24 protein-coding genes and 1 pseudogene are annotated in these 24,458 nt (G+C 72.3%); 7 read left to right on the top strand and 18 right to left on the bottom strand.

Annotated features, from left to right (window positions below; genetic code table 11):
* Nucleotides 1-90: 90 nt before the first annotated feature.
* The 3 genes from rpsO to KZJ41_RS12930 form a co-directional block, all read right to left on the bottom strand.
* Complete coding sequence (rpsO, locus tag KZJ41_RS12940) at nt 91-360, bottom strand: 30S ribosomal protein S15 (RefSeq protein ID WP_003935677.1); 270 nt, start codon at nt 358-360, stop codon at nt 91-93.
* Between the two features lie 133 nt (nt 361-493).
* Nucleotides 494-1,921 carry a wax ester/triacylglycerol synthase domain-containing protein gene (locus KZJ41_RS12935; RefSeq protein ID WP_006948315.1) on the bottom strand — a complete coding sequence of 476 codons (1,428 nt, stop codon included), beginning with the start codon at nt 1,919-1,921 and terminating at the stop codon, nt 494-496.
* A gap of 46 nt (nt 1,922-1,967) precedes the next feature.
* Complete coding sequence (locus KZJ41_RS12930; protein ID WP_006948316.1) at nt 1,968-2,939, bottom strand: bifunctional riboflavin kinase/FAD synthetase; 972 nt, start codon at nt 2,937-2,939, stop codon at nt 1,968-1,970.
* Between the two features lie 95 nt (nt 2,940-3,034).
* Here KZJ41_RS12930 and KZJ41_RS12925 point away from each other — a divergent pair, with 95 nt between their 5' ends.
* Genes KZJ41_RS12925 through KZJ41_RS12910 form a run of 4 tightly spaced genes read left to right on the top strand, consistent with a single transcriptional unit; the run spans nt 3,035 to nt 6,305 of the window.
* Complete coding sequence (locus KZJ41_RS12925) at nt 3,035-3,946, top strand: metal ABC transporter substrate-binding protein (RefSeq protein ID WP_006948318.1); 912 nt, start codon at nt 3,035-3,037, stop codon at nt 3,944-3,946.
* A complete protein-coding gene (locus KZJ41_RS12920) occupies nt 3,943-4,710 on the top strand; it encodes a metal ABC transporter ATP-binding protein (protein WP_006948323.1) in 768 nt (255 codons plus the stop codon). Before KZJ41_RS12925 ends, KZJ41_RS12920 begins: the two co-directional genes overlap by 4 nt.
* Nucleotides 4,707-5,594 carry a metal ABC transporter permease gene (locus KZJ41_RS12915; RefSeq protein WP_006948325.1) on the top strand — a complete coding sequence of 296 codons (888 nt, stop codon included), beginning with the start codon at nt 4,707-4,709 and terminating at the stop codon, nt 5,592-5,594. Before KZJ41_RS12920 ends, KZJ41_RS12915 begins: the two co-directional genes overlap by 4 nt.
* 36 nt (nt 5,595-5,630) lie before the next feature.
* Nucleotides 5,631-6,305 carry a metal-dependent transcriptional regulator gene (locus KZJ41_RS12910; protein WP_029543295.1) on the top strand — a complete coding sequence of 225 codons (675 nt, stop codon included), beginning with the start codon at nt 5,631-5,633 and terminating at the stop codon, nt 6,303-6,305.
* Nucleotides 6,306-6,362: 57 nt separating this feature from the next.
* Here the strand turns inward: KZJ41_RS12910 and truB are convergent, their stop codons facing one another.
* The 11 genes and pseudogenes from truB to rimP all read right to left on the bottom strand — a co-directional run bounded on the left by truB (nt 6,363) and on the right by rimP (nt 17,367).
* Nucleotides 6,363-7,271 carry a tRNA pseudouridine(55) synthase TruB gene (gene truB, locus KZJ41_RS12905; protein ID WP_029543293.1) on the bottom strand — a complete coding sequence of 303 codons (909 nt, stop codon included), beginning with the start codon at nt 7,269-7,271 and terminating at the stop codon, nt 6,363-6,365.
* 38 nt (nt 7,272-7,309) lie between these two features.
* Nucleotides 7,310-8,017: a 4'-phosphopantetheinyl transferase Npt gene (npt, locus tag KZJ41_RS12900; RefSeq protein WP_037200816.1), complete on the bottom strand. Its 708-nt coding sequence runs from the start codon at nt 8,015-8,017 to the stop codon at nt 7,310-7,312.
* Nucleotides 8,014-8,970, bottom strand: a pseudogene (locus KZJ41_RS12895) (metallophosphoesterase). The gene npt and the pseudogene KZJ41_RS12895 overlap by 4 nt, the downstream one beginning before the upstream one ends.
* Nucleotides 8,967-10,385: an MATE family efflux transporter gene (locus tag KZJ41_RS12890; RefSeq protein ID WP_029543288.1), complete on the bottom strand. Its 1,419-nt coding sequence runs from the start codon at nt 10,383-10,385 to the stop codon at nt 8,967-8,969. Before KZJ41_RS12890 ends, KZJ41_RS12895 begins: the two are co-directional and overlap by 4 nt.
* 2 nt (nt 10,386-10,387) lie before the next feature.
* A complete protein-coding gene (locus KZJ41_RS12885) occupies nt 10,388-11,371 on the bottom strand; it encodes a bifunctional oligoribonuclease/PAP phosphatase NrnA (RefSeq protein ID WP_065922637.1) in 984 nt (327 codons plus the stop codon).
* Nucleotides 11,372-11,378: 7 nt separating this feature from the next.
* A complete protein-coding gene (gene rbfA, locus KZJ41_RS12880) occupies nt 11,379-11,837 on the bottom strand; it encodes a 30S ribosome-binding factor RbfA (RefSeq protein ID WP_029543285.1) in 459 nt (152 codons plus the stop codon).
* Between the two features lie 60 nt (nt 11,838-11,897).
* Entirely contained in the window at nt 11,898-12,188 is a 291-nt protein-coding gene (locus KZJ41_RS12875; RefSeq protein WP_029543284.1) for a DUF503 domain-containing protein, read from the bottom strand.
* Nucleotides 12,189-12,293: 105 nt separating this feature from the next.
* Entirely contained in the window at nt 12,294-15,218 is a 2,925-nt protein-coding gene (gene infB, locus KZJ41_RS12870; RefSeq protein ID WP_185712710.1) for a translation initiation factor IF-2, read from the bottom strand.
* A 150-nt stretch (nt 15,219-15,368) separates the two neighbouring features.
* Nucleotides 15,369-15,689, bottom strand: coding sequence for a YlxR family protein (locus KZJ41_RS12865; RefSeq protein WP_080688557.1), 321 nt, complete (start codon nt 15,687-15,689; stop codon nt 15,369-15,371).
* 44 nt (nt 15,690-15,733) lie between these two features.
* Nucleotides 15,734-16,762 (bottom strand): transcription termination factor NusA, encoded by a 1,029-nt coding sequence (gene nusA, locus KZJ41_RS12860; protein WP_006937408.1) that lies wholly within the window; start codon nt 16,760-16,762, stop codon nt 15,734-15,736.
* Nucleotides 16,759-17,367 (bottom strand): ribosome maturation factor RimP, encoded by a 609-nt coding sequence (gene rimP / locus KZJ41_RS12855; protein ID WP_006937409.1) that lies wholly within the window; start codon nt 17,365-17,367, stop codon nt 16,759-16,761. Before rimP ends, nusA begins: the two co-directional genes overlap by 4 nt.
* A 164-nt stretch (nt 17,368-17,531) precedes the next feature.
* Between rimP and KZJ41_RS12850 the strand changes: the two genes are divergently transcribed.
* Nucleotides 17,532-18,044 carry a conserved transmembrane alanine RICH protein gene (locus KZJ41_RS12850; RefSeq protein ID WP_065922638.1) on the top strand — a complete coding sequence of 171 codons (513 nt, stop codon included), beginning with the start codon at nt 17,532-17,534 and terminating at the stop codon, nt 18,042-18,044.
* On the top strand, nt 18,041-18,487 hold the full coding sequence (locus tag KZJ41_RS12845; RefSeq protein ID WP_006937411.1) for a ferritin-like domain-containing protein: 447 nt from the start codon (nt 18,041-18,043) through the stop codon (nt 18,485-18,487). The genes KZJ41_RS12850 and KZJ41_RS12845 overlap by 4 nt, the downstream gene beginning before the upstream one ends.
* 54 nt (nt 18,488-18,541) lie before the next feature.
* Here KZJ41_RS12845 and KZJ41_RS12840 read toward each other — a convergent pair whose 3' ends face one another.
* Both KZJ41_RS12840 and KZJ41_RS12835 read right to left on the bottom strand, forming a co-directional pair.
* Complete coding sequence (locus KZJ41_RS12840; RefSeq protein ID WP_065922639.1) at nt 18,542-19,198, bottom strand: O-methyltransferase; 657 nt, start codon at nt 19,196-19,198, stop codon at nt 18,542-18,544.
* A 59-nt stretch (nt 19,199-19,257) separates the two neighbouring features.
* Nucleotides 19,258-20,991: a proline--tRNA ligase gene (locus KZJ41_RS12835; RefSeq protein ID WP_006937413.1), complete on the bottom strand. Its 1,734-nt coding sequence runs from the start codon at nt 20,989-20,991 to the stop codon at nt 19,258-19,260.
* Nucleotides 20,992-21,044: 53 nt separating this feature from the next.
* Between KZJ41_RS12835 and yaaA the strand changes: the two genes are divergently transcribed.
* A complete protein-coding gene (gene yaaA / locus KZJ41_RS12830) occupies nt 21,045-21,788 on the top strand; it encodes a peroxide stress protein YaaA (protein WP_029543262.1) in 744 nt (247 codons plus the stop codon).
* Here yaaA and KZJ41_RS12825 read toward each other — a convergent pair.
* Nucleotides 21,759-22,910, bottom strand: a complete 1,152-nt coding sequence (locus tag KZJ41_RS12825; protein ID WP_050035097.1) for an FUSC family protein — start codon at nt 22,908-22,910, stop codon at nt 21,759-21,761. The genes yaaA and KZJ41_RS12825 overlap by 30 nt on opposite strands.
* A gap of 60 nt (nt 22,911-22,970) precedes the next feature.
* Nucleotides 22,971-24,452, bottom strand: coding sequence for an MFS transporter (locus KZJ41_RS12820; protein ID WP_050035096.1), 1,482 nt, complete (start codon nt 24,450-24,452; stop codon nt 22,971-22,973).
* Between the last annotated feature and the right edge of the window lie 6 nt (nt 24,453-24,458).

The raw sequence follows: 24,458 nt of genomic DNA, 5'->3' as shown, positions 1-24,458 counted from the left end.
CGATAGCCAACGAGGCTCAGTCTAAGCATTGCCTCGTTGGCTATCGGAAAGATCAGCGAACGCAGATCGCGTCGTCGCTTCGCCGCGCTCCTATCGGCGCAGACCCAGACGCTGGATCAGCGAACGGTAGCGGTTGACGTCGACCTTCTCGACGTACTTGAGCAGCCGGCGACGACGACCGACCAGCAGCAGCAGGCCGCGGCGGGAGTGGTGGTCGTGCTTGTGCTGCTTCAGGTGCTCGGTCAGGTCCTGGATGCGCTTGGTGAGCATCGCGACCTGCGCCTCGGGCGATCCGGTGTCGGTCTCGTGGAGGCCGTACTCGCCGAGGATCTGCTTCTTCTGCTCGGTGGTCAATGCCACTGGGATACTCCTGATCGATGACGTCCGCGCGCTTCGTGGAACGGGCCGATGCCCGTCGGTGCGGCCACCGCGAACCGCAGCACACACCAGCGGATGAGCGTACCAGAGGGGCAGGTGCCGGCCCCGGCCACCCTCAGCCGCGGGATCCGGTGCCGGATCGGCGGCCTCCGGTGGCCTCGATCACCTCGGCGAACGCCTCCTCGAGGAGGGTCGCGTACCGATCGAGATCCGGCATCAGCAGCGGCGAGCTCATGACCGTGACGGCGAACGCTTCGCCGGCCCGGCTGAAGGAGTGCACCAGACCCATCCCCGGGCGGAGGGACTGGATGCCCGCGACGAAACGGAACGTTCCGCCGTGGTAGGTCCAGCCGGTGTCGGCGCCACAGTCGACACTGGTGACCGCGGTCTCGGCGGGTGCCGCGAACCCGCCCGCCGCCGCCGCACGGTCGCGCCGGTCCGCCGCCCGGCGGTACAGCGGATACGGCACCGCGCCCGCACCCGCGAGGCGGTGCAGCACCTCGGGGGACGTCGCGACCCGCCGTTCGCCGGCGAGCGCGTCGGCCACGGCCGCCACCCGGTCGCGGGGATCGGCGACCTCGGTACACAACGGAACGATCGCGGCGGTCAGCCGATTGACGCCCAGCGCGGCACCGGCCGCGCCGACCGCGACCGGAACCGCGACGTGGGCGCCGACGACGGGCCGGCCGCGCTCGCCGAAGTAGCGCTGCATCGCGAGGGACACCGCTGCCAGGCCCATGGCCGTCACGGTGTAGGTCCGGCCGACGAGACTGCCCAGGTCGGGCCGCACGATCCGGATCACCCGGTCGGGGCCGGGCGCCCCGGCGAGCACCGCTGCGGGCCGCGCCGCCGGGGACGGGACCGTCGGGGCGTCCGCGGACCGCGCCGACGCCGCGCGCCGCACCAGGACCGCGCCGAGCGTCAGGTAGCCGAGCCGCAGGTACCAGCGGGCGAAGCGCGCCACACCCGAGACCGCTGCGGCGACGTGCTGCGGTCGCGCCGCGGCCGGCGGCAGGCCGGGAACGCGCAGCGGTTGCCCGTCCGCGCCGAACAGCGCGCCGAGGAAGGCGGGCAGCGCCGAGCCTGCCATCACGGCGTGACTGACCTGCAGCACGACGACCGTCACGGTCGCGCCCGGATCGTCCGGGTCGGACACCGCGACGAAGACGTGCAGGCACCACGCGCGCCGCCGGACGTCCAGCGGGTCCGCGCACAGGTCCGCGATGGCGTCGATGCACGCGGTGAACGAGCCGCCGGCCCACTCGTGGTACTCGATGCGCTCCTCGGGCGGCAGCTGCGCCCGCACCCAGTACGGATAGTCCAGCCGGCCGGGCGCCTCGACGATCCGCCGGTCCAGCACGGTCAGCAGATGCGCCCGGGAGCGCAAGTGAGCGGACGCGTCCTCGGGGCCGCGGATCGCACCGTCCCGCTCGTCGAACACGACGAAGGCGGACCAGTCGGTCGGCCGGTCCGATTTCGACTCGTGATAGTTCGCGGCGTCCGCCCAGGTCAGGCGCGCGTGTCGCCACTGACGTATCGACACACCGGGAATTGTCCCCGATCCGGGCGGGGCCCGGACCGGAACGGCCCTAGCCGCGAGTGCGCTCGAGCACCTCGCGGGCCCGCTCGGCGTCGCGGTGCATCGCCGAGATGAGGGCCTCCACCGATTCGAACCGCTCCATGCCGCGCAGCCGCTCGACGAAGTCGACCGCGACGTGCTGGCCGTACAGGTCGGCCTCCTCGTCGAGGACGAACGCCTCCACGGTGCGGGTGCGCCCGGAGAAGGTCGGATTGGTGCCCACCGACACCGCCGCGAGGTACCGCTCCCCCGGCGTGACGGTGCCGAGCCCCCCGGTGCCCGGGCCGAGGACGGTGAACCAGCAGGCGTAGACGCCGTCCGCGGGAATGGCCGAGTACATCGGCGGCGCGACGTTCGCGGTGGGGAAGCCGAGATCGCGGCCGCGGCCGTCCCCGTGCACCACGACGCCCTCGACGCGGTGCGGGCGGCCCAGCGCGTCGGCCGCGGCGGCGACGTCGCCGGCGTCGACGCACGAGCGGATGTAGGTGGAGGAGAACGTCACCGCATGTTCGCTGAGCAAGGTCAGGCCCTGAACGGCGAAGCCGAAGCGCTCGCCGATGGTGCGCAGCAGGTCGACGTTGCCGGCGGCCTTCTTGCCGAAGGTGAAGTTCTCGCCCACGACGACCTCGGCGACGTGGAGCCGCTCGACGAGGATCTCGTGGGCGTACCGCTCCGGGGACAGCTTCATGAACTCGGGGGTGAACGGCATGACGCAGAAGACGTCGATGCCGAGCTCCTCGGCCAGTTCTGCCCGCCGCGCGAGGGTCGTGAGCTGCGCCGGGTGACTGCCCGGCCGCACGACCTCCATCGGGTGCGGGTCGAACGTCATCAGGACGCTGGCTGTGCCGCGTTCCTTCGCCGACTTCACTGCCCGCGCGATCAGCTGCTGGTGCCCGCGGTGCACACCGTCGAACACCCCGATCGTCAGGACACAACGACCCCAATCCGCGGGAATTTCGTCGAGACCTCGCCATCTCTGCACAAGCGCAGCCTACGACCCGGCGGCCGGACGGTCATCTCCGGCTCGCCCGGGGCGTCGCATGGACAACGCCGACGGCACACCGCCATAATTTCGGTATGCCGAACATTTTCGTTGGACTCCGCAAAATCGCCGTGGCGTTCGCGGCCACGGCGATCCTGGCGGGCTGCAGCTCGGCGCAGAGTTCCGACGACGACCGCCCCCTGGTGCTGACAACCTTCACGGTGCTCGCGGACATGGCCCGCAACGTCGCCGGGGAACACCTGCGGGTCGAGTCGATCACCAAGGTCGGTGCCGAGGTCCACGGCTACGAGCCCACCCCGGGCGACCTCCGCTACGCCACCCGGGCCGACCTCGTCCTCGACAACGGCCTGGGCCTCGAGCGCTGGTTCGAACAGTTCCTCGCCGACACCGACGCCGCCCACGCCGTCCTCAGCGAGGGCGTGCCGCCGCTGCCGATCGGCGAGGACGCCTACGCGGGGCGGCACAACCCGCACGCGTGGATGTCCCCGTTGGCGGCCCAGACGTACGTCGACAACATCGCCGCCGCGTTCGCCGAGCTCGACCCCGAGCACGCCTCCGACTACGCCGCCAACGCCGCGGCGTACCGCGCCGAACTGCAGGCGGTGCACGAACAGCTCGTCGCCGACCTGGCCGTGCTGCCGCCGAATCACCGAGCGCTGGTCACCTGCGAGGGCGCCTTCAGCTACCTGGCCCGCGACGCCGGCCTGAGCGAGGCGTACCTGTGGGCGGTCAACGCCGACCAGCAGGGCACCCCCCAGCAGATCGCCCGTACGGTCGACTTCGTCCGGGCCAACGCCGTGCCCGCCGTGTTCTGTGAGTCCACCGTCTCGGACAAGGCCCAGCGGCAGGTCGCCGAGGACACCGGTGCCCGGTTCGGCGGAACCCTGTACGTCGACTCGCTCTCCGAGCCGGACGGCCCCGTGCCGACCTACCTCGAGCTGCTCCGGCACGACGTCCGCACCATCACCGAAGGGCTGCGCCCATGACCGCGACACCCGCCCCCGCACTGGCCGTCTCCCGCCTGAGCGTGCACTACCGCACCGTCACCGCGCTCGACGGCGTCGACCTGACCCTCGCCACCGGCCGGGTGTGCGGGCTCGTCGGCACCAACGGCTCGGGCAAGTCGACCCTCTTCAAGGCGATCATGGGCATCGTGCGGCCGAGCGCCGGCACCGTGTCCATCGGCGGCGCCGACACCGTCACCGCCCGCAAGGCCGGAGCCGTCGCGTACGTGCCGCAGAGCGAGGCCGTCGACTGGGACTTCCCCATCAGCGTGGGCGAAGTCGTGATGACGGGCCGCTACGGCCACCAGAACTGGCTGCGCCGGCCGCGGCCTGCCGACCACGCCGCGGTCCGGGCCGCGCTCGAACGCGTCGACATGGCCGGCTACGAGCAGCGGCAGATCGGGCAGCTCTCGGGCGGTCAGCGCAAGCGGGTCTTCGTCGCCCGCGCCATCGCCCAGGGCGCTCCCCTGTTGCTGCTCGACGAGCCGTTCGCCGGGGTGGACAAGCGCACCGAGGCGGCGCTGACCGGCGTGATCCGGGACCTCGCCGGCTCCGGGCACACGGTCCTCGTCGCCACCCACGACCTCGCCGGGCTGTCGACGCTGTGCGACGAGGCCGCGCTGCTGCAGCGTCGCATCCTCGTGCACGGCGCCCCGGAGGAGGTGCTCCGGCCGGAGAACCTCGCCCGCGCCTTCGGCGTCGACCCGCTGGTGCCGACCCCTTACGTTCCCCAGGAGGCGCGGTGAACCTCGTCGAACTGATCGTCGAACCGCTGCAGTACGGCTTCATGCAGCGTGCGCTCGTCGTCGCGGTGGCCGCCACGGTCGTGTGTGCCCTGCTCAGCTGCTGGCTCGTCCTCATCGGCTGGTCGCTGATGGGCGACGCCGTCTCCCACGCCGTGCTGCCGGGGGTGGTGCTGGCCTACCTGGTGGGGGCACCGTTCGCCCTGGGCGCGTTGCTGTTCGCCGGGGCCGCCGTCGCCCTGATCGGGCTCGTGCGCAGCACCACCAAGGTCAAGGAGGACGCCGCGATCGGCGTGGTGTTCACGACGCTGTTTGCCCTCGGCGTCGTCCTGATCTCCAAGAACCCGAGCCAGGTGGACCTGCACCACGTGCTCTTCGGCAACCTGCTGGGCCTGGCCACCGAGGACATGTGGCAGGTCACCGCCCTCGCGGTGGTGGTGCTCGTCGTGCTGATCGCCAAGCGCCGCGACCTGACCCTGTTCGCGTTCGACCGGGGGCAGGCCCACGCCCTCGGGATCTCCCCGGCCCGGCTGTCCGCCCTGTTGCTCGCTCTCCTCGCGGTCACCATCGTCGCCGCCATCCAGGCCGTCGGGGTGATCCTCGTCGTGGCGATGCTGATCATCCCCGGTGCGACGGCGTACCTGCTCACCGAACGGCTGTCGCGGATGCTGGTGCTCGCCCCCACCCTGGCCGCGCTGACATCGGCGGCCGGGGTGTACGTCAGCTACTACACCGACGCCTCCACCGGCGGTGTCGTCGTCCTGGCGCAGGCCGTCGTGTTCACGGTGGCCTACCTCTTCTCGCCGCACCAGGGACTGATCACCGGGGCGCTGCGGCGGCGGGCACGGCTGCGCGACGCGGATGAATCCGCGGTGAGACTTGCCTAAGCTGTCCCCGTGGGCGAGAGAAGCGGGACGACCGAGGTGGCGACGGCGGACACGCTGACGCCGGTCGCGCAGGACTACCTCAAGATCATCTGGACCGTGCGGGAATGGTCGGGGGAGAAGGTCTCGACGAAGCTGCTCGCGGAGAAGCTCGGAGTGTCGGCGTCGACCGTCTCCGAGGCCGTCCGCAAGCTCGCCGATCAGGGCCTCGTCGACCACGCCCGCTACGGCGCGATCTCCCTCACGGACTCCGGGCGCGCCGCCGCCGTGGCCATGGTCCGCAAGCACCGTCTGCTCGAGACGTATCTGGTCCAGGAACTCGGCTACGGCTGGGACGAGGTGCACGACGAGGCCGAGGTCCTCGAGCACGCCGTCTCCGACCGGCTCGTCGCCGCCATCGACGCCAAGCTCGGCCATCCCGAGCGGGACCCGCACGGCGACCCGATCCCGGCGGACGACGGCACGATCCCCACTCCCCCGGCCCGGCAGCTCAGCGCGTTCGTCGACGGCGAGCACGGCCGCGTCGCCCGCATCTCGGACGCGGACCCGGCGATGCTGCGCTACTTCGACGACGTGGGCATAGCCCTCGACACCGACATCCGGGTCGTCGAACGCCGCGACTTCGCGGGCACCGTCTCGGTCCGTATCGGCGGCGACGGCGGCACCACGGTCGACCTCGGGCATCCCGCGGCCGACGCGATCTGGCTGGTGTAGGCGGCCGCGGCGCCGGTGTGTCCTTCGGGCGGCGGGAGCAGCCCGAAGGACACACCGCTACATGGTGGCCGGGCGCACGACGAACACTGCCGAGGCCCGCTTGCCCTTCTCCTGCAGCAGCGCCGCGGCCCGGCCGGACGGGTCGATCGCCGCGTACACGCCGGGAATCCCCACCGGATCCAGCCACCGGCCGTTCGCCAGCAGTTCCGCCTCCGCCGCGGTGACGTCGCGGCACGGGAACGCGGTGCGGACGGCTGCATCGATGTCCAGGCTCACGGTCGGGCTCTCCTCGAGCTGGGCGAGCGTGCGGGCGTGCTCGAGCCCGAACGGGCCGACCCGGGTGCGCCGCAGCGCCGTCAGGTGCGCGCCGACGCCCAGGGCGGCCCCCAGATCCCGGGCCAGCGCCCGGATGTAGGTGCCGGACGAGCACTCCACCTCGACGTCGAGATCGACGAACCCGTCCGAGGTGGTCCGCCGGGACAGCACCTCGAACCGCGAGACCGTGACCGGCCGGGCCGCGAGCTCGACGGTCTCCCCCTCGCGCATCCGGGCGTAGGCGCGCTTGCCGTCGATCTTGATCGCGCTGACGCTGGCAGGCACCTGGGAGATCTCCCCCGTGAGCGCGGCAACGGCCGCCGCGATCGCCTCGTCCGCGACGGCGGAGGCGTCGGTGGTCGCGAGCACCTCACCCTCGGCGTCGTCGGTGACGGTGCTCTGCCCGAGCCGGATCGTCGCCGAATACGCCTTGGTGGTGAGGGCGAGCAGGCCCAGCATCTTCGTCGCGCGCTCCACCCCGAGCACGAGCACGCCCGTCGCCATCGGGTCGAGGGTGCCGGCATGACCGACCTTGCGGGTGCCGAGCAGCCGCCGGCAGCGGGCCACCACGTCGTGGCTGGTCATACCCGGGTCCTTGTCGACGACGAGCAGGCCGGCACGGGCGAGGGCGGGGTTCTCGGAGGCAGACACGGGGCCCGATTCTGCCACCTGCCGCGGCGGCCCCGGTGTCAGTGCACGACGATCGCGGTGAGCACCAGCCCGTCGGCGATCAACCACCGCCCGTCGAACGCCGACAGCGGCGCACCGTCGCGGGTGTCGCCGGGTACGAGCAGGTCGGAACGGAACGTGCCCGACGCGGCCGCGCTCGGTACGGCGGCCGCGCCGTCGCGCTCGAACGTGATGTGGGCGTCCTCGAAGCCCAGCCAGCGCCCGGTGAGCGGGAACCACGCCTTGTAGGTGGCCTCCTTCGCGCAGAAGAGCAGGCGGTCCCAGTGCAGGCTCGGCTCGGTGCCGGCGAGCCAGGTGCGCTCCTGCGGCAGGGACACCGCCTCGAGCACCCCGTCGGGCAGGGGACCGTGCGGCTCCGCGTCGATCCCCAGCGACCGCACCTGCAGCGCGTAGGCCAGGACGGCGCCGCGGTAACCGTCGCAGTGGGTGAGGCTGCCGACGACTCCCCGCGGCCATACGGGCGCCCCCTTGTCGCCCTTGAGCACCGGCCCGGGCTCCATCCCGAGCTGCCGCATGGCGAGCCGCGCGCAGTGCCGCGCCCCCGCGAACTCCCGTCGCCGCTTGTCCACCGCACGGGCGACGAGCGCCTCCTCCTGCGGGTGCGGTCGCAGGCCGGGCGGGTCCTCGAACAACTCCGCGGCGGCGATGCCGTCGGGCAGGATCCGGGTGATCAGCCCGGTGCGGGTCGAGGTCGTCGGGTCGGTCATCGCAGCTCCCCAGTGCGCGTGTTCTGTGCAGCGCGCTCAGCGCGCATCTTCTCGACTTCGGCTTCCATCTCGGGGGTCACCCGGAAGTGCCCGCCCCACTTGTTCAGCGATCCCGGCGGATACTCCGGCACCGGCAGGATCTGGCGCAGCAGCGGCTCGGGCAGACCCCGGCGCTGCCATTCCCGTGGGTAGCCGAGGGAGACCTCCTCGAAGCGGACGCCGTCGTAGTACGTGGTGCGCGGGATGTGCAGGTGTCCGTACACGGCGCACAACGCGCGGTAGCGCAGGTGCCAATCGGCGGTCTCGGTGGTGCCACATCAGAGGGAGAACTCCGGGTAGAACAGCATCCGGGTGGGTTCGCGGACCAGTGGGAAGTGGTTGATCAGCACCGTCGGCAGCGCCGGGTCGAGGGCGTCGAGGCGCTTGCGGGTGTCGTCGAGCCGCACGCGGCACCACACGTCGCGGGTGACGTACGGGTCGGGTGAGAGGAGGAACTCGTCGGTGGCGACGACGTTGCGTTCGCGGGCGAGCGCCAGGCCCTCGGCCTTCGTCGTGGTGCCCTCGGGCAGGAACGAGTAGTCGTAGAGCAGGAACATCGGCACGAGCGTCACCGGCCCGCCCTCCCCGTGCCACACGGGATACGGGTCCTCCGGGGTGAGCACGTCGAGTTCGCGGCACATCGTCACGAGGTAGTCGTACCGGGCGGCGCCGTGCATCTGCACCGGGTCCTTGGCGGTGGTCCACAGCTCGTGGTTGCCGGGAACCCAGATCACCTTGGCGAAACGGCTGCGCAGCAGCGACAGCGCCCAGCGGATGTCGTCGGACTTCTCGGCGACGTCGCCGGCGACGATCAACCAGTCGTCCGGGGATTCGGGGTGCAGATCCTCGGTGACGGGGCGATTGCCTCGATGCCCGACGTGGATGTCGCTGACCGCCCAGAGTTTCCCCGTCACCGGTCCTGCCCTTCTGTCTCGTCCCGTACCGTCTCGCGCCGGATCTGCCGGTCCGCACCGGCGACGGCCCACCGCCCCGACCGGGTCCGCCAGACCACGGCCGCCATGCGGAACACGATGAACACCGTAAGCCCCGTCCAGATACCCGCGAGCCCCCAGCCCCACACCAGCGAGCACCAGACGACGGGCAGGAAGCCGAACAGCGCGGACGCGAGCGTGGCGGTGCGCAGGAAGGCGGCGTCACCGGCGCCGAGCAGCACCCCGTCGAGCGCGAACACCACTCCGGCGGCGGGCATGAGCGCGACGAAGAACCACCAGGCGACGTCGATCTGCTCGAGGACCGCCGGGTCGTCGGTGAACAGCGCCGGGATCACGTCGCCGCCGAGCAGGAACGCCAGGGCCAGGCCGGCGGCGAACACCGTGGACCAGGCGGTGATCCGCCAGGCCAGGCGCTTCGCGCCGGACCGGGCCCCCGCCCCGAGCGCCGCACCCACCAGGGCCTGCGCGGCGACGGCGAGCGAGTCGAGGGTGAGCGCGACGAAGTTCCACAGCTGCAGCACCACCTGGTGCGCCGCGACGGCCGCGGCACCGAAGCGGGCCGCCACCGCGGCCGCGGACAGGAAGCACGCCTGGAAGGCGAGGCTGCGGGCGATCAGATCGCGGCCGAGGCGCAACTGCGCCACGATCACCGCGCGACGAGGCCGCAGCGGCACACCGGCCCGGAGCAGTGCCCCGACGAACAGGGCCGCGGAGACACCCTGTCCGGCGACGTTGGCGACGGCGGAACCGGCGAGTTCCCAGCGGGGGGCGCCGAGCAGGCCGTGCACGAGCACCGGGCACAGCACCGCCGAGAGCGCGAGCCCGGCGAGCACGTACCGCAGCGGGCGGGCGGTGTCCTGCACGCCTCGCATCCAGCCGTTGCCGGCGAGCCCGACGAGGATCAGCGGTGCGCCGAACAGGGCGACCCGCAGCCACGACACTGCGGCGTCGGCGATCTCCGGGTCCCCGGCGATCAGCGCGGCCACCGGTTCCGCCAGTACCTGCCCGACGAGCAGGATCGCGGTGCCGACACCGAGCGCGAGCCAGGTGGCCTGCACACCCTCGGCGACGGCGGCGTCACGCCGGCCGGCGCCGTGGAGGCGGGCGGCGCGGGCCGTGGTCCCGTAGGACAGGAAGGTCAGCTGGGTGCTGACCTGGGCGAGGACGAGGCCGCCGATGGCGAGGCCCGCGAGCGCGAGCGCGCCGAGCCGGCCGACGACGGCGATGTCGAACAGGAGGTACAGCGGCTCGGCGGCGAGCACCCCGAGGGCCGGCACCGCGAGCCCGAGGATGCGCCGGGCGGTGGCCTCGGGGACGACGTGCGGGGGCGCGTCCGGTTCCGGGCCGGCGGTGTCCCGCGGTTGCGGCGCCGGCACCGTCAGTCCAGGGCCGCGCGCAGCGCCGTGACGACCCGGTCGCGGTCGCCGTACGCGGTGTATCCGGATGCGAACCGATGCCCACCTCCGCCGAGGGCGGTGGCGGCGACGGAGACGTCGACGGCGTTCTTCGAGCGCAGCGATACCGTCCACACGTCCGGGCCGCACTCCTTGAACACGGCGGCGACCTCCGCTTCGGCGGTGGTCCGGACGATGTCGATGACGCTTTCGACCTCCTCGGCGCCGAGGTGCGCCGAATCGGCGCGCAGCACCGTCGCGTGGACGAGTCCGCGTCCGCCGGCGGCGTCGGGAACGAGCGTCGCCGACGCGAGCACCCGCGACAGCATCGGCAGCCACCCGAAGGGGTGCGTGTCGAGGAGCCGTCGCGTGATGGCGGCCCCGTCGATGCCGGTGGCCAGCAGGCGCTCGGCCAGACGGTGTCCCCCGGCGCGTCCCCACCGGAACGAGCCGGTGTCGGTGACCAGCCCCGCGTACAGGCAGTGGGCGAGGTCCGCGTCGATCTCCACGCCCCACTCGTCGAACAGCTCGGCGAGCACGGCGGTGGTGGATTCGGCGGCCTCGTCGATCAGATTGTGGGTGCCGAACCGGGTGTTGGAGCGGTGGTGGTCGATCACCAGGGTGTGCTTCGCGCCTGCCAGCCGGTCCGCGAGATGCCCGAGCCGGCCGGCCGTGCCGCAGTCCACGGTGACGAGCAGGTCGACCTCGCGGCGCACCTGCCCGGCGGGCACCCGCAGGTGCCCGCCGGGCAGGTCGCGCATCGACGCCGGGACGGCGGTCGGCGACGCGAACGCCACCTGCACCGGAATGCCGCGCCGCTCGAGCACCGTGCCGAGTGCCAGGCCGCTGGCGAAGGTGTCGGCGTCGGGCTGGACGTGGCAGAGGATCGTCACCGAGGTGGCGTCCCCGAGGAGCGCGACGGCGTCGCGCAGATCGACCGCCGTGGCGGCCTGGATCGACTCGGCCATCGGTGCGCTACAGGTCGTCACCGTCGTCGGGACGCACCCGTGGTTCCTTGTAGGGATCCGGCTCGCCGGCGGGAGCGGCGCCCTCGCGGGCCTTGGCGAGTTCCTCGTCGGCGGCCCGTGCCCGTTCGAGGAGTTCCTCCATGTGCCGGGCGGTGTCCGGCACGGTGTCGGTGACGAAGGTCAGGGTGGGGGTGAACCGCACCCCGGTGCCCGCCCCGACCTTCGAGCGCAGCACGCCCTTGGCCTTCTCCAGGCCTGCGGCGGCCGCGGCCAGGTCGGGTTCGGTGTCCAGGTCCTCGCCGCGGACCGTGTAGTAGACGGTGGCGTCGTGCAGATCTGCGGTGACCTTCGCATCGGTCACGGTGACGAACGCCAGCCGCGGATCCTTGATCTCGTGATCGATGGCCGTGGCGACGATCGTGGCGATGCGCTTGGCCAGTCGACGTGCCCGTGCTGGATCGGCCATGTCAGTCGGTTCCTCTCCCCGGCCGCCGGCGGCGACCACATGTTTGTTCCACCGGTCCGGTCAGTCCTCCGGACCGAAAATTCTTCGCCGCACGGAGAGCAGCTGCAACTCCGGGCGGCCGGCGACGAGCCGCTCGCACGTGTCGAGCACCTCGTTGAGATAGGGCACCGCCGATGCGGCCACCGCCACGCCGATCTCGGCGCGACGGTAGAGGTCCTGGTCGCCGGTCTCGGCGGCGCTGACCGCCATCCGCCGCAGCTCGGCGAGGACGGGCCGGATCACGGACCGCTTCTGCTTGAGCGAGCGCACGTCACCGAGCAGGACGTCCAGTTCCAGTGCCCCGAGATACATCCACCCTCCGGTGTCGTCCGGTGCCGGTCCTCCGGCACGCCGACGGCGGCGGGCGATCATCTCGCCCACCGCCGCCGACGAGGCCGTCGGTTGTGTCCGGCTGCGTCAGTCGCGCGGCTTCTCGCGCAGCTCGTACGCCTCGATCACGTCACCGATCTTGATGTCGGAGTAGGTGACCGTCAGACCGCACTCGAAGCCTTCCCGCACCTCGGTCACATCGTCCTTCTCGCGCCGCAGCGACGAGATGGTGACCGTCTCGGCGACCACGTTGTTGTCGCGGAGCAGACGGGCCTTCGCGTTGCGCTTGACGACACCCGACTGGACCATGCAGCCCGCGATGTTGCCGACCTTGGACGACTTGAAGATCGCCCGGATCTCGGCGCGGCCGAGCTCGACCTCCTCGTAGATCGGCTTGAGCATGCCCTTGAGGGCCTTCTCCACCTCGTCGATCGCCTGGTAGATGATCGAGTAGTAGCGGATGTCGACGCCCTCGCGGTTGGCGAGCTCGGTGGCCTTGCCCTCGGCGCGGACGTTGAAGCCGATGATCACGGCGTTCGACGCGGCGGCCAGGTTGACGTTGGTCTCGGTGACACCACCGACACCGCGGTCGATGACCCGCAGGCGCACCTCGTCGCCGACCTCGATGCCCATGAGGGCCTCCTCGAGGGCTTCGACCGTACCGGCGTTGTCGCCCTTGAGGATGAGGTTGAGCTCGTTGTGCTCCTTGAGCGCGGCATCGAGGTCCTCGAGGCTGATCCGCTTGCGGCTCTTGGCGGCCAGCGCGTTGCGCTTGCGCGCATTGCGGCGGTCCGCGATCTGCCGTGCGATGCGGTCCTCCTCGACGACGACGAGGTTGTCACCGGCGCCGGGCACCGACGTGAAGCCGATGACCTGGACCGGACGCGAGGGGAACGCCTCGAGGACGTCGTCGCCGTGCTCGTCCACCATTCGGCGGACACGGCCGTACGCGTCGCCCGCGACGATCGAGTCGCCCACGCGCAGCGTGCCGCGCTGGACCAGGACGGTGGCCACGGGGCCGCGGCCGCGGTCGAGGTGCGCCTCGATCGCGACGCCCTGCGCCTCCATGTCCGGGTTGGCCCGCAGGTCGAGGGACGCGTCCGCGGTGAGCAGCACGGCCTCGAGCAGCTGGTCGATGTTCAGGCCCTGCTTCGCCGAGATGTCGACGAACATGGTGTCGCCGCCGTACTCCTCGGTGACCAGTCCGTACTCGGTGAGCTGCTGGCGGATCTTCTGGGGGTTCGCACCCTCCTTGTCGATCTTGTTCACCGCGACCACGATCGGCACGTCCGCAGCCTGCGCGTGGTTGATCGCCTCCACCGTCTGCGGCATGACGCCGTCGTCGGCCGCGACCACGAGGATCGCGATGTCGGTCGACTTCGCGCCGCGGGCACGCATGGCGGTGAACGCCTCGTGACCCGGGGTGTCGATGAAGGTGATCAGCCGGTCTTCGCCGTTGAGGTGGGTCATCACCTGGTAGGCGCCGATGTGCTGGGTGATGCCGCCGGCCTCGCCCTCGCGGACGTTGGCCTTGCGGATCGTGTCGAGCAGGCGGGTCTTGCCGTGGTCGACGTGACCCATGACGGTCACCACCGGCGGACGCTGCACGAGGTCTTCCTCGGTGCCCTCGTCCTCGCCGTAGGTGATGTCGAACGACTCGAGCAGCTCGCGGTCCTCGTCCTCGGGGCTGACGACCTGAACGTTGTAGTTCATCTCCGAGCCGAGCAGCTCGAGGGTCTCGTCGTTCACCGACTGAGTGGCCGTGACCATCTCACCGAGGTTGAACAGCGCCTGGACCAGGGCCGACGGGTTCGCGTCGATCTTCTCCGCGAAGTCGGACAGCGACGCGCCACGGGCGAGACGGATGGTCTCGCCGTTGCCGCGCGGCAGCCGCACACCACCGACCGACGGTGCCTGCATCGAATCGTATTCCTGCCGCTTCTGCCGCTTCGACTTGCGGCCACGGCGCGGAGCGCCACCGGGACGACCGAAGGCACCCGCGGTTCCGCCGCGGCCACCACGGCCGGCGCCACCGCCACCGCCACCGGGACGACCGCGGAAACCACCGGCGGCACCGGCACCGGCACCGGCGCCGGGAGCACCGCCACCGCCACCGCGGTAACCGCCGCCGCCACCAGCGCCGGCCGGACGTCCGCCGGGCGCGCCGGGACGGCCGGGACGACCGGTCGGGCCGGGACGCGCAGCACGCTGCGGCATCGCGGCCGGGTTCGGACGCGGGGGCATCGAGCCGGGGGACGGCCGGGGACCGCCCTGGCCGGGAGCCGGACGGGGACCGCCGGGACCGGCCGCGGGGCGACCCTGACCGGGAGCCGGACGGGCACCGCCGGGACCGGCTGCGGGGCGACCCTGACCGGGAGCCGGACGGGCACCGCCGGGACCGGCCGCGGGGCGACCCTGACCGGGAACCGGACGCGGCGCGCCCGGACGCGGCGCGGGCCGCTCCGCGGGTGCGGACGAGTACGGATTGTTGCCGACGCGCGGCGGCTTCGGGCCGGGACGGGGACCGCCCGGCTTGGGGCCGGCGCTCGGAGCCTGCGGAGCCGGAGCCTGCGGGGCCGGAGCCTGCGGGGCCGGAGCCTGCGGCGCGGCCTGCGCGGCCGGAGCCTGCGGGGTGGCCGGCTTCGGGGCAGCCGGGCGCGGAGCGCCGGGCTTGGGGCCGGGTGCGGCGGGGCGCGAAGCCGGAGCCGGACTCGGCGCGGGGGTTGCGGCCTCGGACTTCGGGGCCGGGGCGGGTGCCGGCGCGGCCTGGGCGGGCGCTGCCGGACGGGGACCGGGGCGCGGCGCCCCGGGCTTGGGGGCTGCCGCCGACGGAGCTGCGCCGTCGCCGTTCGCCTTCGCGAAAGATTCGCGCAGTCGACGCGCGACCGGCGGCTCGACCGTCGAGGACGCCGACTTCACGAATTCGCCCTGTTCCTTCAAACGGGCGAGAAGTTCCTTACTGGTGACACCGAGTTCCTTGGCCAACTCGTGTACACGGGCCTTGCCTGCCACTGCTCTCCTCACTGATGAGGTCGAGCGGCTGGTGCCCGCACGACCTCGGGTTATCTCCGATGGACGTTCATCGCTGGTGCTTCACGGTGTGCTCATGAGTGCTTGTACCTGTTCTTCTCAGAGTTGGTGTCCCCGGTCCGGCGCGTATCGCTACGCCGAGTCCTCCTCGTTCCGGACCCCGACCAGCTGAACAAGCGCAGACGGGTCGATTGTTCCCGACACCCGCAGCGCTCTGCCGAATGCTCGACGCCGTTCCGCCTGACCGAGGCATTCCGGATCGGGGTGCATCCACGCGCCCCGACCGGGCATCCTCCGCCCCGGGTCCGGCACCAGCACGAAGCCTGACGGCTCCGTCGCCCGCGCCACAACCCTCAGCAGATCGGCAGCCAGCACCCGCTGCCGACACCCGACACAGGTGCGCACCGGACCGGTGCGCTCTCGGTCGACCGAGGGCAGCTCATGCTGAGCCATCGACCACTCTACCGCTGATCGGGCCGGAACCGTGCATTCCACGCCTATCTGCCTGTCGCGGGCGATCCCGCCGACGCCGGACCGCCGGCCGCGGCATCGCTGCGGATGTCGATCCGCCACCCGGTCAGCCGCGCGGCCAGCCGGGCATTCTGCCCTTCCTTGCCGATCGCGAGGGACAGCTGGTAGTCGGGAACGACGACCCGCGCGGCGCGCGCGTCGGGGTCGACGACTGTGACGGATACCACCTTCGAGGGGGACAGCGCGTTACCGACGAACTTCGCCGGATCCTCGTCGAAGTCGATGATGTCGATCTTCTCGTCACCGAGTTCGCGCATGACGTTGCGCACCCGCTGCCCCATCGGGCCGATGCACGCGCCCTTGGCGTTCAATCCCGGCACCCGCGAGTGGACGGCGATCTTGGAGCGATGGCCGGCCTCCCGCGCGACGGCGACGATCTCCACCGACCCGTCCGCGATCTCCGGCACCTCGAGGGCGAAGAGCTTGCGCACCAGGTTGGGGTGCGTCCGCGACAGGGTGATCTGCGGGCCGCGCTGCCCCCGCGACACCCCGACGACGTAGCACCGGATCCGGTCGCCGTGCTCGTACGTCTCGCCGGGCACCTGCTCGGCCGGCGGGATCAGCCCTTCGGTGCCGGTGGTCTCGGCGCCGATCTTCACCACGACCATGCCGCGGGCGTTGGCGCGGGTGTCGCGCTGGACCACACCGGCGACGACCTCGCCCTCGTGTGTCGCGAACTCCCCGAACCGCTGCTCGTGCTCGGCATCGCGGATGCGCTGCATGATCACCTGGCGGGCGGTGGTCGCCGCGATGCGACCGAAGCCCTCCGGGGTGTCGTCCCACTCGGAGACGAGGTTGCCGTCCGCGTCGAACTCCTGCGCCATCACCCGCACGGCACCGGTCCGGCGGTCCACGTCGACACTCGCGTGCGGCTGGTGCCCGTCGGTATGCCGGTAGGCCGTGAGCAGGGCCGTCTGGATCGTCTCGATCAGCGCATCGAACGGGATGTTCTTGTCGGCCTCGAGGACCTTCAGGGCTGCGATGTCGATATTCACTTGTCCACCTTCACTTCGTCCGTGCCGTTGTAGTCCGTGCCGCTCTCGTCGTCCGGGTCGTCGCCGTCGCCCTCGGCGATCTCGCCGGCACGCACCCGGCCGTCCGGCAGGCCGCCCGCGAGCTCGAGTTCGCGCGGATTCGGCGCGTTGAACTCCACCTCGACGACGGCGCGGCGCACCTCCGCGAGCGGGATCGCCCGCACCGAGGGCCCGCTGCGGCCGGGAACGACGATCCGGACCTCGTCCCCGACGAGCTCGCCGATGCGGCCGACGATCGTCTCGTCGTCCAGTTCGATCCGGGCCTTGCGGGCCTGGGACCGGCGCCAGTGCCGCTCGCGGGTGAGCGGGCGGCCGATGCCGGGGCTGGTCACCTCGAGCACGTAGGGCGACTCGCCGAAATCGGAGACGGCGTCGAACGCCTCGGAGACCAGGGTGCTCAGGCGGGCGGCCTCGTCGAGGCTCAACCCGGCGTCGCTGTCGACGAACAGCCGCACCGTGCTGTGCTTGCCCGCAGACGTGATCACCACGTCCTCGAGGTCGTATCCCTCGCGCTCGATCGGGCCGGAGACGAGTTCGGCAATTCTCTCCGGGGGCGGCACCGGCATCGCGACAGGCTCCTCGTTCAGTTGTGATCGCAGCGGACGTCATGCCGGCGCACGAGCGGACCGGCAGGTATTCAAGGGTATCGCGCATCCGGCGCTCCCGTGACCAACCCCCCGCGGCCCGACCACCGTCGGATCCGCCCGGACCGGGCTGGCACGATGGTGCGGTGCCGACGCCCGCATCCTCACCACCCGTGTCCCGACGCACCGTGCTGCGCTGGTCCGGCGCCGCGCTCGGCGGCGTCGGTGCGCTCGCCGTCGCCGGGTGCGGCGCCGGCACGGACGACGGCGCCGGGGAGGTCGATCCCCTGATCGCCCAGGCCGAGCGGGCGCGCGTCGACGCCGCGACCGCCGGTCTGCTCGTCGCGCTGCTCCCCGACCGGGCGGGCGCCCTGAATGCCGTCGGCGCCGAGCGCACGACCCACGCCCAGGTCCTCGACGCCGAGGTGGCCCGGCTCGCCGGGGCCGACCCGGCGTCGACCACCACGGCGTCGACCACCACGACGACGACCGTGGCCCCGGCCGCGGATCCACCCACCCTCGACCTGCTGCGCGAGCGACTGAACGGCTCCCAGCGGGCCGCCGCGGACCTGGCCCGCACCCTGCAGGGCTACCGGGCGGGCATGCTCGCCTCGATCAGCGCCGCGTGCGCCGTGCACAAGGGGGTGCTGCTGCCGTGAGTTCACAGTCGCTGGGCGTCGAGCAGCAGGCCCTCGTGGACGCGTTGAACGCCGAGTACGCCGCGGTGTTCGGCTACGGCATCGTCGCCGCGTTCTCCAATCCCGCCCGCGCGGCCGAGGTGTCGGCGGACACCGCCGCCCACCGGGCCCGGCGCGACGCCACCACGGACGCGCTGCGGGCCGCCGCCGTCACCCCGCCCACCGCGGCCGCCGGGTACACGACGCCCTTCCCGGTGACCGACGCGGTTTCCGCCGCACAGTTGGCGGTGCAGATCGAGACCGATGTCGCGGTGGCGTGGCGCTCCGTCGTCGAGCGGGCACGCAGCGAGCACACCCGCGGGGCGGCGATCGAGGCGCTCACCGAGTCCGCGATGCGGGCGGCCCGGTGGCGCGCGAACCTCGGGGTCGTCCCGCCGTCCGTCGCGCTGCCCGGGCAGCCCTGACCTCGACCGGGACGCCGCGGCATCCGCTCGCGCCGACCGCCGCGGGCGAAATGCTCAGTCGGTCACGACCGCTATCGCGAAGCCGTCCCAGCCCTTTGCGCCGACGGTCTGCAGCGCGGTCGCGTCGAGCCGGGGGTCGGTGGCCATGAGTTCCAGCACCTCTCGGGCGCCGCGCACCCGCTCGTCGTCGAGATCGGCGTTGGTGACCGAACCGCCGCGGATCACGTTGTCGACGACGATGACGGTGCCGGGGCGGCCGAGCCGCAGCGCCCACCGCACGTAGTGCGGGTTGTTCTCCTTGTCCGCATCGACGAACACCAGGTCGAACGGGGCCCCGCCCTCGAGGGACGGCAGGGTGTCGAGGGCGGCGCCCACCCGGATGTCGACCCGCTCCCCCACGCCGGCGCGATCGAGGTTGGCGCGCGCGACCTCGGCGTGCCGGGGCTCGTACTCGAGGGTGACCACGCGCCCGTCGTCGCCGACGGCCCGCGCGAGCCAGATGGTGGAGTACCCGCCGAGCGTGCCGATCTCGAGGATGCGCCGCGCACCGCGGATCCGCGCCAGCAGATGCAGGAACTTGCCCTGCACGGGTGCGACGTCGATCGGCGGCAGGCCCGCCGCGGCGTTCGCCGCGAGCGCGTCCTCGAGCTGAGGGTCGGCCCCGATCAGGGTGTCGGTCAGGTAGGCGTCGGTGCGCTCCCAGTCGTCCATGGCATCAGTGTGGTGCCCCGGTGGCCCGCACGCGATCCCGAGGGCCAACGGGGGTGCTACTACGCGCCGAGGATCTCCTTCAGGGCCGCATCGGCCGGCACCTCGCGGGACTCGCCGCTGAACCGGTCGCGCAGCTCGACCTTGCCGTCGGCCCAGCCGCGGCCGACGACGACGACCAGCGGCACGCCGAGCAGCTCGGAGTCCTTGAACTTCACGCCGGGCGAGGCCTTGCGATCGTCGAGCAGCACCTCGACGCCCGCCTTGTCGAGCTCGGCGGCCAGATTCTCGGCACCCTCCCGGGCCGCCTCGTCCTTGTTCGCGATCACCAGGTGCACCCCGAACGGGGCGACCTCGGCGGGCCACCGCAGGCCCTTGTCGTCGTGCTGCTGCTCGGCGATCACGGCGACGAGCCGGGAGACACCGACGCCGTAGGAACCCATGGTCGGGCGCACCGGCTTGCCGTTCTCGCCGAGCACGTCGACGGCGAAGGCGTCGGTGTACTTGCGGCCGAGCTGGAACACGTGGCCGATCTCGATGCCGCGCGCCGACACGAGCGGGCCCGCACCGTCCGGGGACGGGTCACCGTCGCGCACCTCGGCGGCCTCGATGGTCCCGTCCGGGGTGAAGTCGCGCCCGGCGACGAGTCCGACGACGTGCCTGCCGGGCTCGTCGGCGCCGGTGATCCACGACGTGCCGTTTCCGACACGCGGATCGACGAGGTAACGAACTCCGTTGTCGAGCAACGCTTTCGGACCGATATACCCCTTGACGAGGAACGGGTTGGCCGCGAAGTCGGCGTCCGTGAGCAGCTCGTACTCGGCCGGCTCGAGCGACGCGCCGAGCCGCTTGTCGTCGACCTCCCGGTCGCCGGGGATGCCGATGCCGAGCAGTTCCCACTCCCCGCCGGGTCGCCGCGTCTTGACGAGGATGTTCTTGAGGGTGTCGGCGGCGGTCACCGGGCGGTCGAGCGCACCGTTGGCCCACTCGACGAGAGTGTCGATGGTCGGGGTGTCCGGGGTGTCGTGCACCACCGCCTCGGGCAGCCCGTCGAACGGAACCGGCTCGGGGGCCAGGGTCTCGACGGCCTCGACGTTCGCGGCGTAGCCCGACTCGAGGCAGCGCACGTACGTGTCCTCGCCGGCGTCGCTCTCGGCGAGGAATTCCTCCGACGCGCTGCCGCCCATGGCGCCCGACGTCGCGGAGACGATCACGTACTTCACGCCGAGTCGGGCGAAGATCCGCTCGTAGGCGTCACGATGCGCCCGGTACGACTCGGCCAGGCCCTCGTCGGTGAGGTCGAAGCTGTAGGAGTCCTTCATCACGAACTCGCGGCCGCGGAGGATGCCGGCACGGGGACGTTCCTCGTCGCGGTACTTCGTCTGGATCTGGTACAGGGTGACCGGAAAATCCTTGTACGAGTTGTATTCACCCTTGACGGTGAGCGCGAACATCTCCTCGTGGGTGGGGCCGAGCAGGTAGTCGGCGCCCTTGCGGTCCTGGAGCCGGAACAACCCGTCGCCGTACTCGGTCCACCGGTTCGTGGTCTCGTAGGGGTCGCGCGGCAGCAGCGCCGGCAGCGAGATCTCCTGCCCACCGATCGCGTTCATCTCCTCGCGCACGACACGCTCGACCTGCCGCAGTACCCGCAGACCCAGCGGCAGCCACGAGTACACCCCCGGGGCGATGCGGCGGACGTAGCCGGCGCGCACGAGCAGCTTGTGGCTGGCGACCTCGGCGTCGGCCGGGTCGTCGCGGAGGGTGCGGAGAAACAGGTGCGACATGCGGGTGATCACGGGAGAGCAGCCTACCTGCCGCCCCGGAACCGACCTCGGTACGGTTACCGCTTGTGCTGGTGCTTCTGCCTCCCTCCGAAACCAAGTCCGACGGCGGCGACGGTGCGCCCCTCGACCTGGGCGAGCTGTCGATGCCGCAACTGACCGCGACCCGCGAGGAGCTGGTGCAGGCGCTCGTCGACCTGGCCGCGGATCCGGAGGCGTCGAGCCTCGCCCTGGGCCTGGGTCCCACGCAGGCGGACGAGATCGAACGCAACGCCAAGCTGTGGGTCTCGCCCACCCGGCCGGCTCTCGCGCGCTACACCGGGGTGCTGTTCGACGCCCTCGACGCCGGCTCGTTCACCCGGGCGCAGCGGGAGAAGGCCCACCGGCGACTCGCGATCGGATCGGCCCTGTTCGGCGCGGTGCGCGCGGGCGATCCCATCCCGGCCTATCGCCTGTCGGGCGGATCGAAGCTGCCCGGCGTCGGGACCCTCGCGTCGCTGTGGCGGCCGGAGCTGAGCGGCGCCCTGGCCGCCGAGGCCGCCGGGCAGCTCGTGGTGGACCTGCGGTCGGGGGTGTACCGGCAGCTCGGGCCCGTCCCCGGCGCGGTCACCGCGACCGTGCTCACCGAGCAGCCCGACGGGAGCCGCAAGGTGGTCAGTCACTTCAACAAGCACCACAAGGGCCTGCTGGCCCGCGCGCTCGTACTGACCCGCGCGGAGCCGGCCGACGTCGACGGTGCCGCCCGCGTCGCGGCCCGGGCGGGCCTGCGGGTCGAGGTGGCGTCAGCCACCGAACTGGTGATCCTGACCTGACTGCGGCACGCGCCGGGTGTCCTGCACCGCGGTGAGGAACCGGTGCGCCGGGTGCCAGAAGCTACCGAGCACGGCCGCCACCCGAGGATCGGCGGACCCGGCGGCCGATCGCTGCAGTTCGGCCAGCCGGTCGGCGCACTCGCCGCAGGCGTCGTCGAATCGGACGGGTTCGGCGAATCGGACGGGGTCGGCAGCGGTGTCCCCGATCCGGTCCACGAGCTCGGCCAGGGCTGTCAGGAGAGCAGGCACCGAGCAGCGCGCCGCGTCGTCCGCCCCGTCGAGAACGCCGTCCGACGCCGCCTCCGCCACGCGGGCGAGTTCGCGGAGCGCCGGCACGGCGTACCACAGCCGGTCGAGGACGTCGTCGGAGGCCGAGGCCTGATCCCGGACCCGGGCCGCGATCGGGCGCGGATTGAGCCGCACACTCTCTCGTGCCCACTGCGACGACTCCGCCGCGCGGTCCACCATCCGGTCGATCTCCCCCGTGCGACGCACCCAGCCCCCGGGCCCCGGACCCGCCTCGTGGCCCAGCCCGGCGGCCATGTCACACAGCAGGGATCGGGCCTCACGGGCGAGTACCCCGAGTTCGTCCCCGACCGGGTAGACCGGCGGGAACAGCGCCGCGGTCACCACGAGTCCGCACGCTGCCCCGATCGCCGTCTCGAGCAGCCGCTCCCCCAGCATCACGGGGCTGCCGGCGGCGCCCGTCGCGATCACCAGCAACGCGGTGATCGCCACCCAGATCCCGTTCGAACCGAACCGCCGCCAGCGGCCGACGAACCAGCCGACGAGCACCACGACGCCGATCGCCGCCGTCTGCCCCGGCACCAGCCATTCCGCCGTTGCCGCGAGCAGCACGCCGGCGACGACCGTTCCGATCTGCACCACCGCCTGCCGGAGGGACCGGAACACCGTGGTCTCGACGAGGAACACTGCGACGTAGGGGGCGAGGAAGGCCTGCGGCAGCGTCAGCCACTCGGCGGCGACGAGCCACGCGAGGACCGCCGCGAGGGCCGACTTCAGCGCCTGCGCGGCGACGTACCGCTCGTGCCCGCGCACGCGTACCGCGCGTGCGGTCCACGTCGCCGGGAACCGCATCCACTCGGTGATGGTCGACAACATGTCCGTCGGCTACCCCGCCGCTGGGGCCGGGCACACCTCGGCGGCAGGGCCGGTACGGGGCTACGCGCCCTGCGCCGCCTTCTCCGCCACCTGGGCCTGCGCCACCTGCTCGGGGGTGAAGCGGATGAACAGCGCCGCGGCACCCGCGATCACGGCGCACACCGCACAGCCGACGAGGGCGAAGAGGTAGCCCTCCCCCAGCGCGTAGAGCTGGCCGGGATCCATGTCGGCGACGGCGCCGGACGTGCCGCCCAGCGACAGGGTCCGCGACGTGGCCATCGCGCCGATCACGGCCAGGCCGATCGGGCCGCCGAGGGTCTGCGCCACCTGGGCGATCGCCGCGAGCGGGCCGATCTCGTGCGAGCCGACGCCGGCGATCGCGCACAGCGGCAGCGGCACCACGGCCAGGCCCACCCCGAACCCGACGACGAGCACCAGGACGAACAGCGTCGGCAGGTAGGCGACGGTGTGCGACATCGTCGAGCCGTACAGGAGGCTGACCGCCATGATCAGCGCCCCGGTGACGACCAGCCAGCGGGGCCGCACCCGCACCGCCAGCTTCGACGCGACCGCCGCGGCGGCGCCCAGGCCGAAGGCGAAGGGCACGAACGCCAGGCCGGCCTGCAGCGGCGAATAGCCGAGGATGTCCTGCACGAACAGGGCGACGAACGCGGCGAGGCTGAACATGACGGCACCGGCGAAGAAGATGGACACGAACGTCGCGACCCGGTCCGGGTTGCGGAACAGCACGAACGGCAGCAGCGGGTTCTCGGCGCGGCGCTCGACGACGAGGAACACCGCGAGCAGCGCGGTACCGGTGATCAGCGCGCCGACCACCGCAGGACTGGTCCACCCCATCTCCGGGCCCTCGGTGAGCCCGAAGACGAGACCGGTGCAGCCGAGTGTGGCGAGCACCGCGCCCGGCACGTCCAGCGGCAGCCGCTCGGCCGCGGTCTCGCGCAGCGCGACCACCGCCAGGCTCACGATCAGCATCCCGATCGGCACGTTGATCAGGAAGATCCAGCGCCAGGACACCTCGGTGAGGGCGCCGCCGATGATCAGCCCCGCGATCGATCCGACGCCCGTCATGGCCGCGAAGATGGCGATCGCCTGGTTGCGTGCCGGTCCGGGCGCGAAGGTGGTGGCGACCAGCGCCAGGGCCGTGGGCGAGGCCACGGCGGCGCCGACGCCCTGCAGCGCGCGGGCCGCGACGAGGGTGCCCTCGTTGACGGCGAGGCCGCACAGCAGCGACGCGACGGTGAACAGGCCGACGCCGGCGATGAACATGCGTTTGCGGCCGAAGGCGTCGCCGAGACGTCCGCCGAGGAGCATCAGCCCCCCGTAGCTCAGGGCGTACGACGTGAGCACCCAGTTGCGGCCCGCGTCACTCAGACCGAGGTCCTCCTGCAGCGGCGCCAGCGCGAGATTGGCGACCGTGCCGTCGAGCACGACCATCAACTGCAGACCGCTGAGGACGATGATCGCCAGGCCCAGCGCACGCGTGGTGACGGGGTAGCTCACGGGCGAGGAGGTTTCGGCCATGTGGAT

Source organism: Rhodococcus sp. 11-3 (assembly GCF_023704055.1).
Taxonomy (GTDB): Bacteria; Actinomycetota; Actinomycetes; order Mycobacteriales; family Mycobacteriaceae; genus Rhodococcus; species Rhodococcus aetherivorans.
Note: the sequence above shows the minus strand (reverse complement) of the source record. Positions and strands in the feature narration are given on the sequence as shown.

Excerpts from the sequence above, each read along its gene's own strand:
- KZJ41_RS12925 (WP_006948318.1), top strand. The coding sequence starts at position 3,035 with ATGCCGAACATTTTCGTTGGACTCCGCAAAATCGCCGTGGCGTTCGCG.
- KZJ41_RS12920 (WP_006948323.1), top strand. The coding sequence starts at position 3,943 with ATGACCGCGACACCCGCCCCCGCACTGGCCGTCTCCCGCCTGAGCGTG.
- npt (WP_037200816.1), bottom strand. The coding sequence starts at position 8,017 with ATGACCGACCCGACGACCTCGACCCGCACCGGGCTGATCACCCGGATC.
- KZJ41_RS12885 (WP_065922637.1), bottom strand. The coding sequence starts at position 11,371 with ATGGCCGAGTCGATCCAGGCCGCCACGGCGGTCGATCTGCGCGACGCC.
- rbfA (WP_029543285.1), bottom strand. The coding sequence starts at position 11,837 with ATGGCCGATCCAGCACGGGCACGTCGACTGGCCAAGCGCATCGCCACG.
- KZJ41_RS12875 (WP_029543284.1), bottom strand. The coding sequence starts at position 12,188 with ATGTATCTCGGGGCACTGGAACTGGACGTCCTGCTCGGTGACGTGCGC.
- KZJ41_RS12865 (WP_080688557.1), bottom strand. The coding sequence starts at position 15,689 with ATGGCTCAGCATGAGCTGCCCTCGGTCGACCGAGAGCGCACCGGTCCG.
- rimP (WP_006937409.1), bottom strand. The coding sequence starts at position 17,367 with ATGCCGGTGCCGCCCCCGGAGAGAATTGCCGAACTCGTCTCCGGCCCG.
- KZJ41_RS12840 (WP_065922639.1), bottom strand. The coding sequence starts at position 19,198 with ATGGACGACTGGGAGCGCACCGACGCCTACCTGACCGACACCCTGATC.
- KZJ41_RS12825 (WP_050035097.1), bottom strand. The coding sequence starts at position 22,910 with ATGTTGTCGACCATCACCGAGTGGATGCGGTTCCCGGCGACGTGGACC.
- KZJ41_RS12820 (WP_050035096.1), bottom strand. The coding sequence starts at position 24,452 with ATGGCCGAAACCTCCTCGCCCGTGAGCTACCCCGTCACCACGCGTGCG.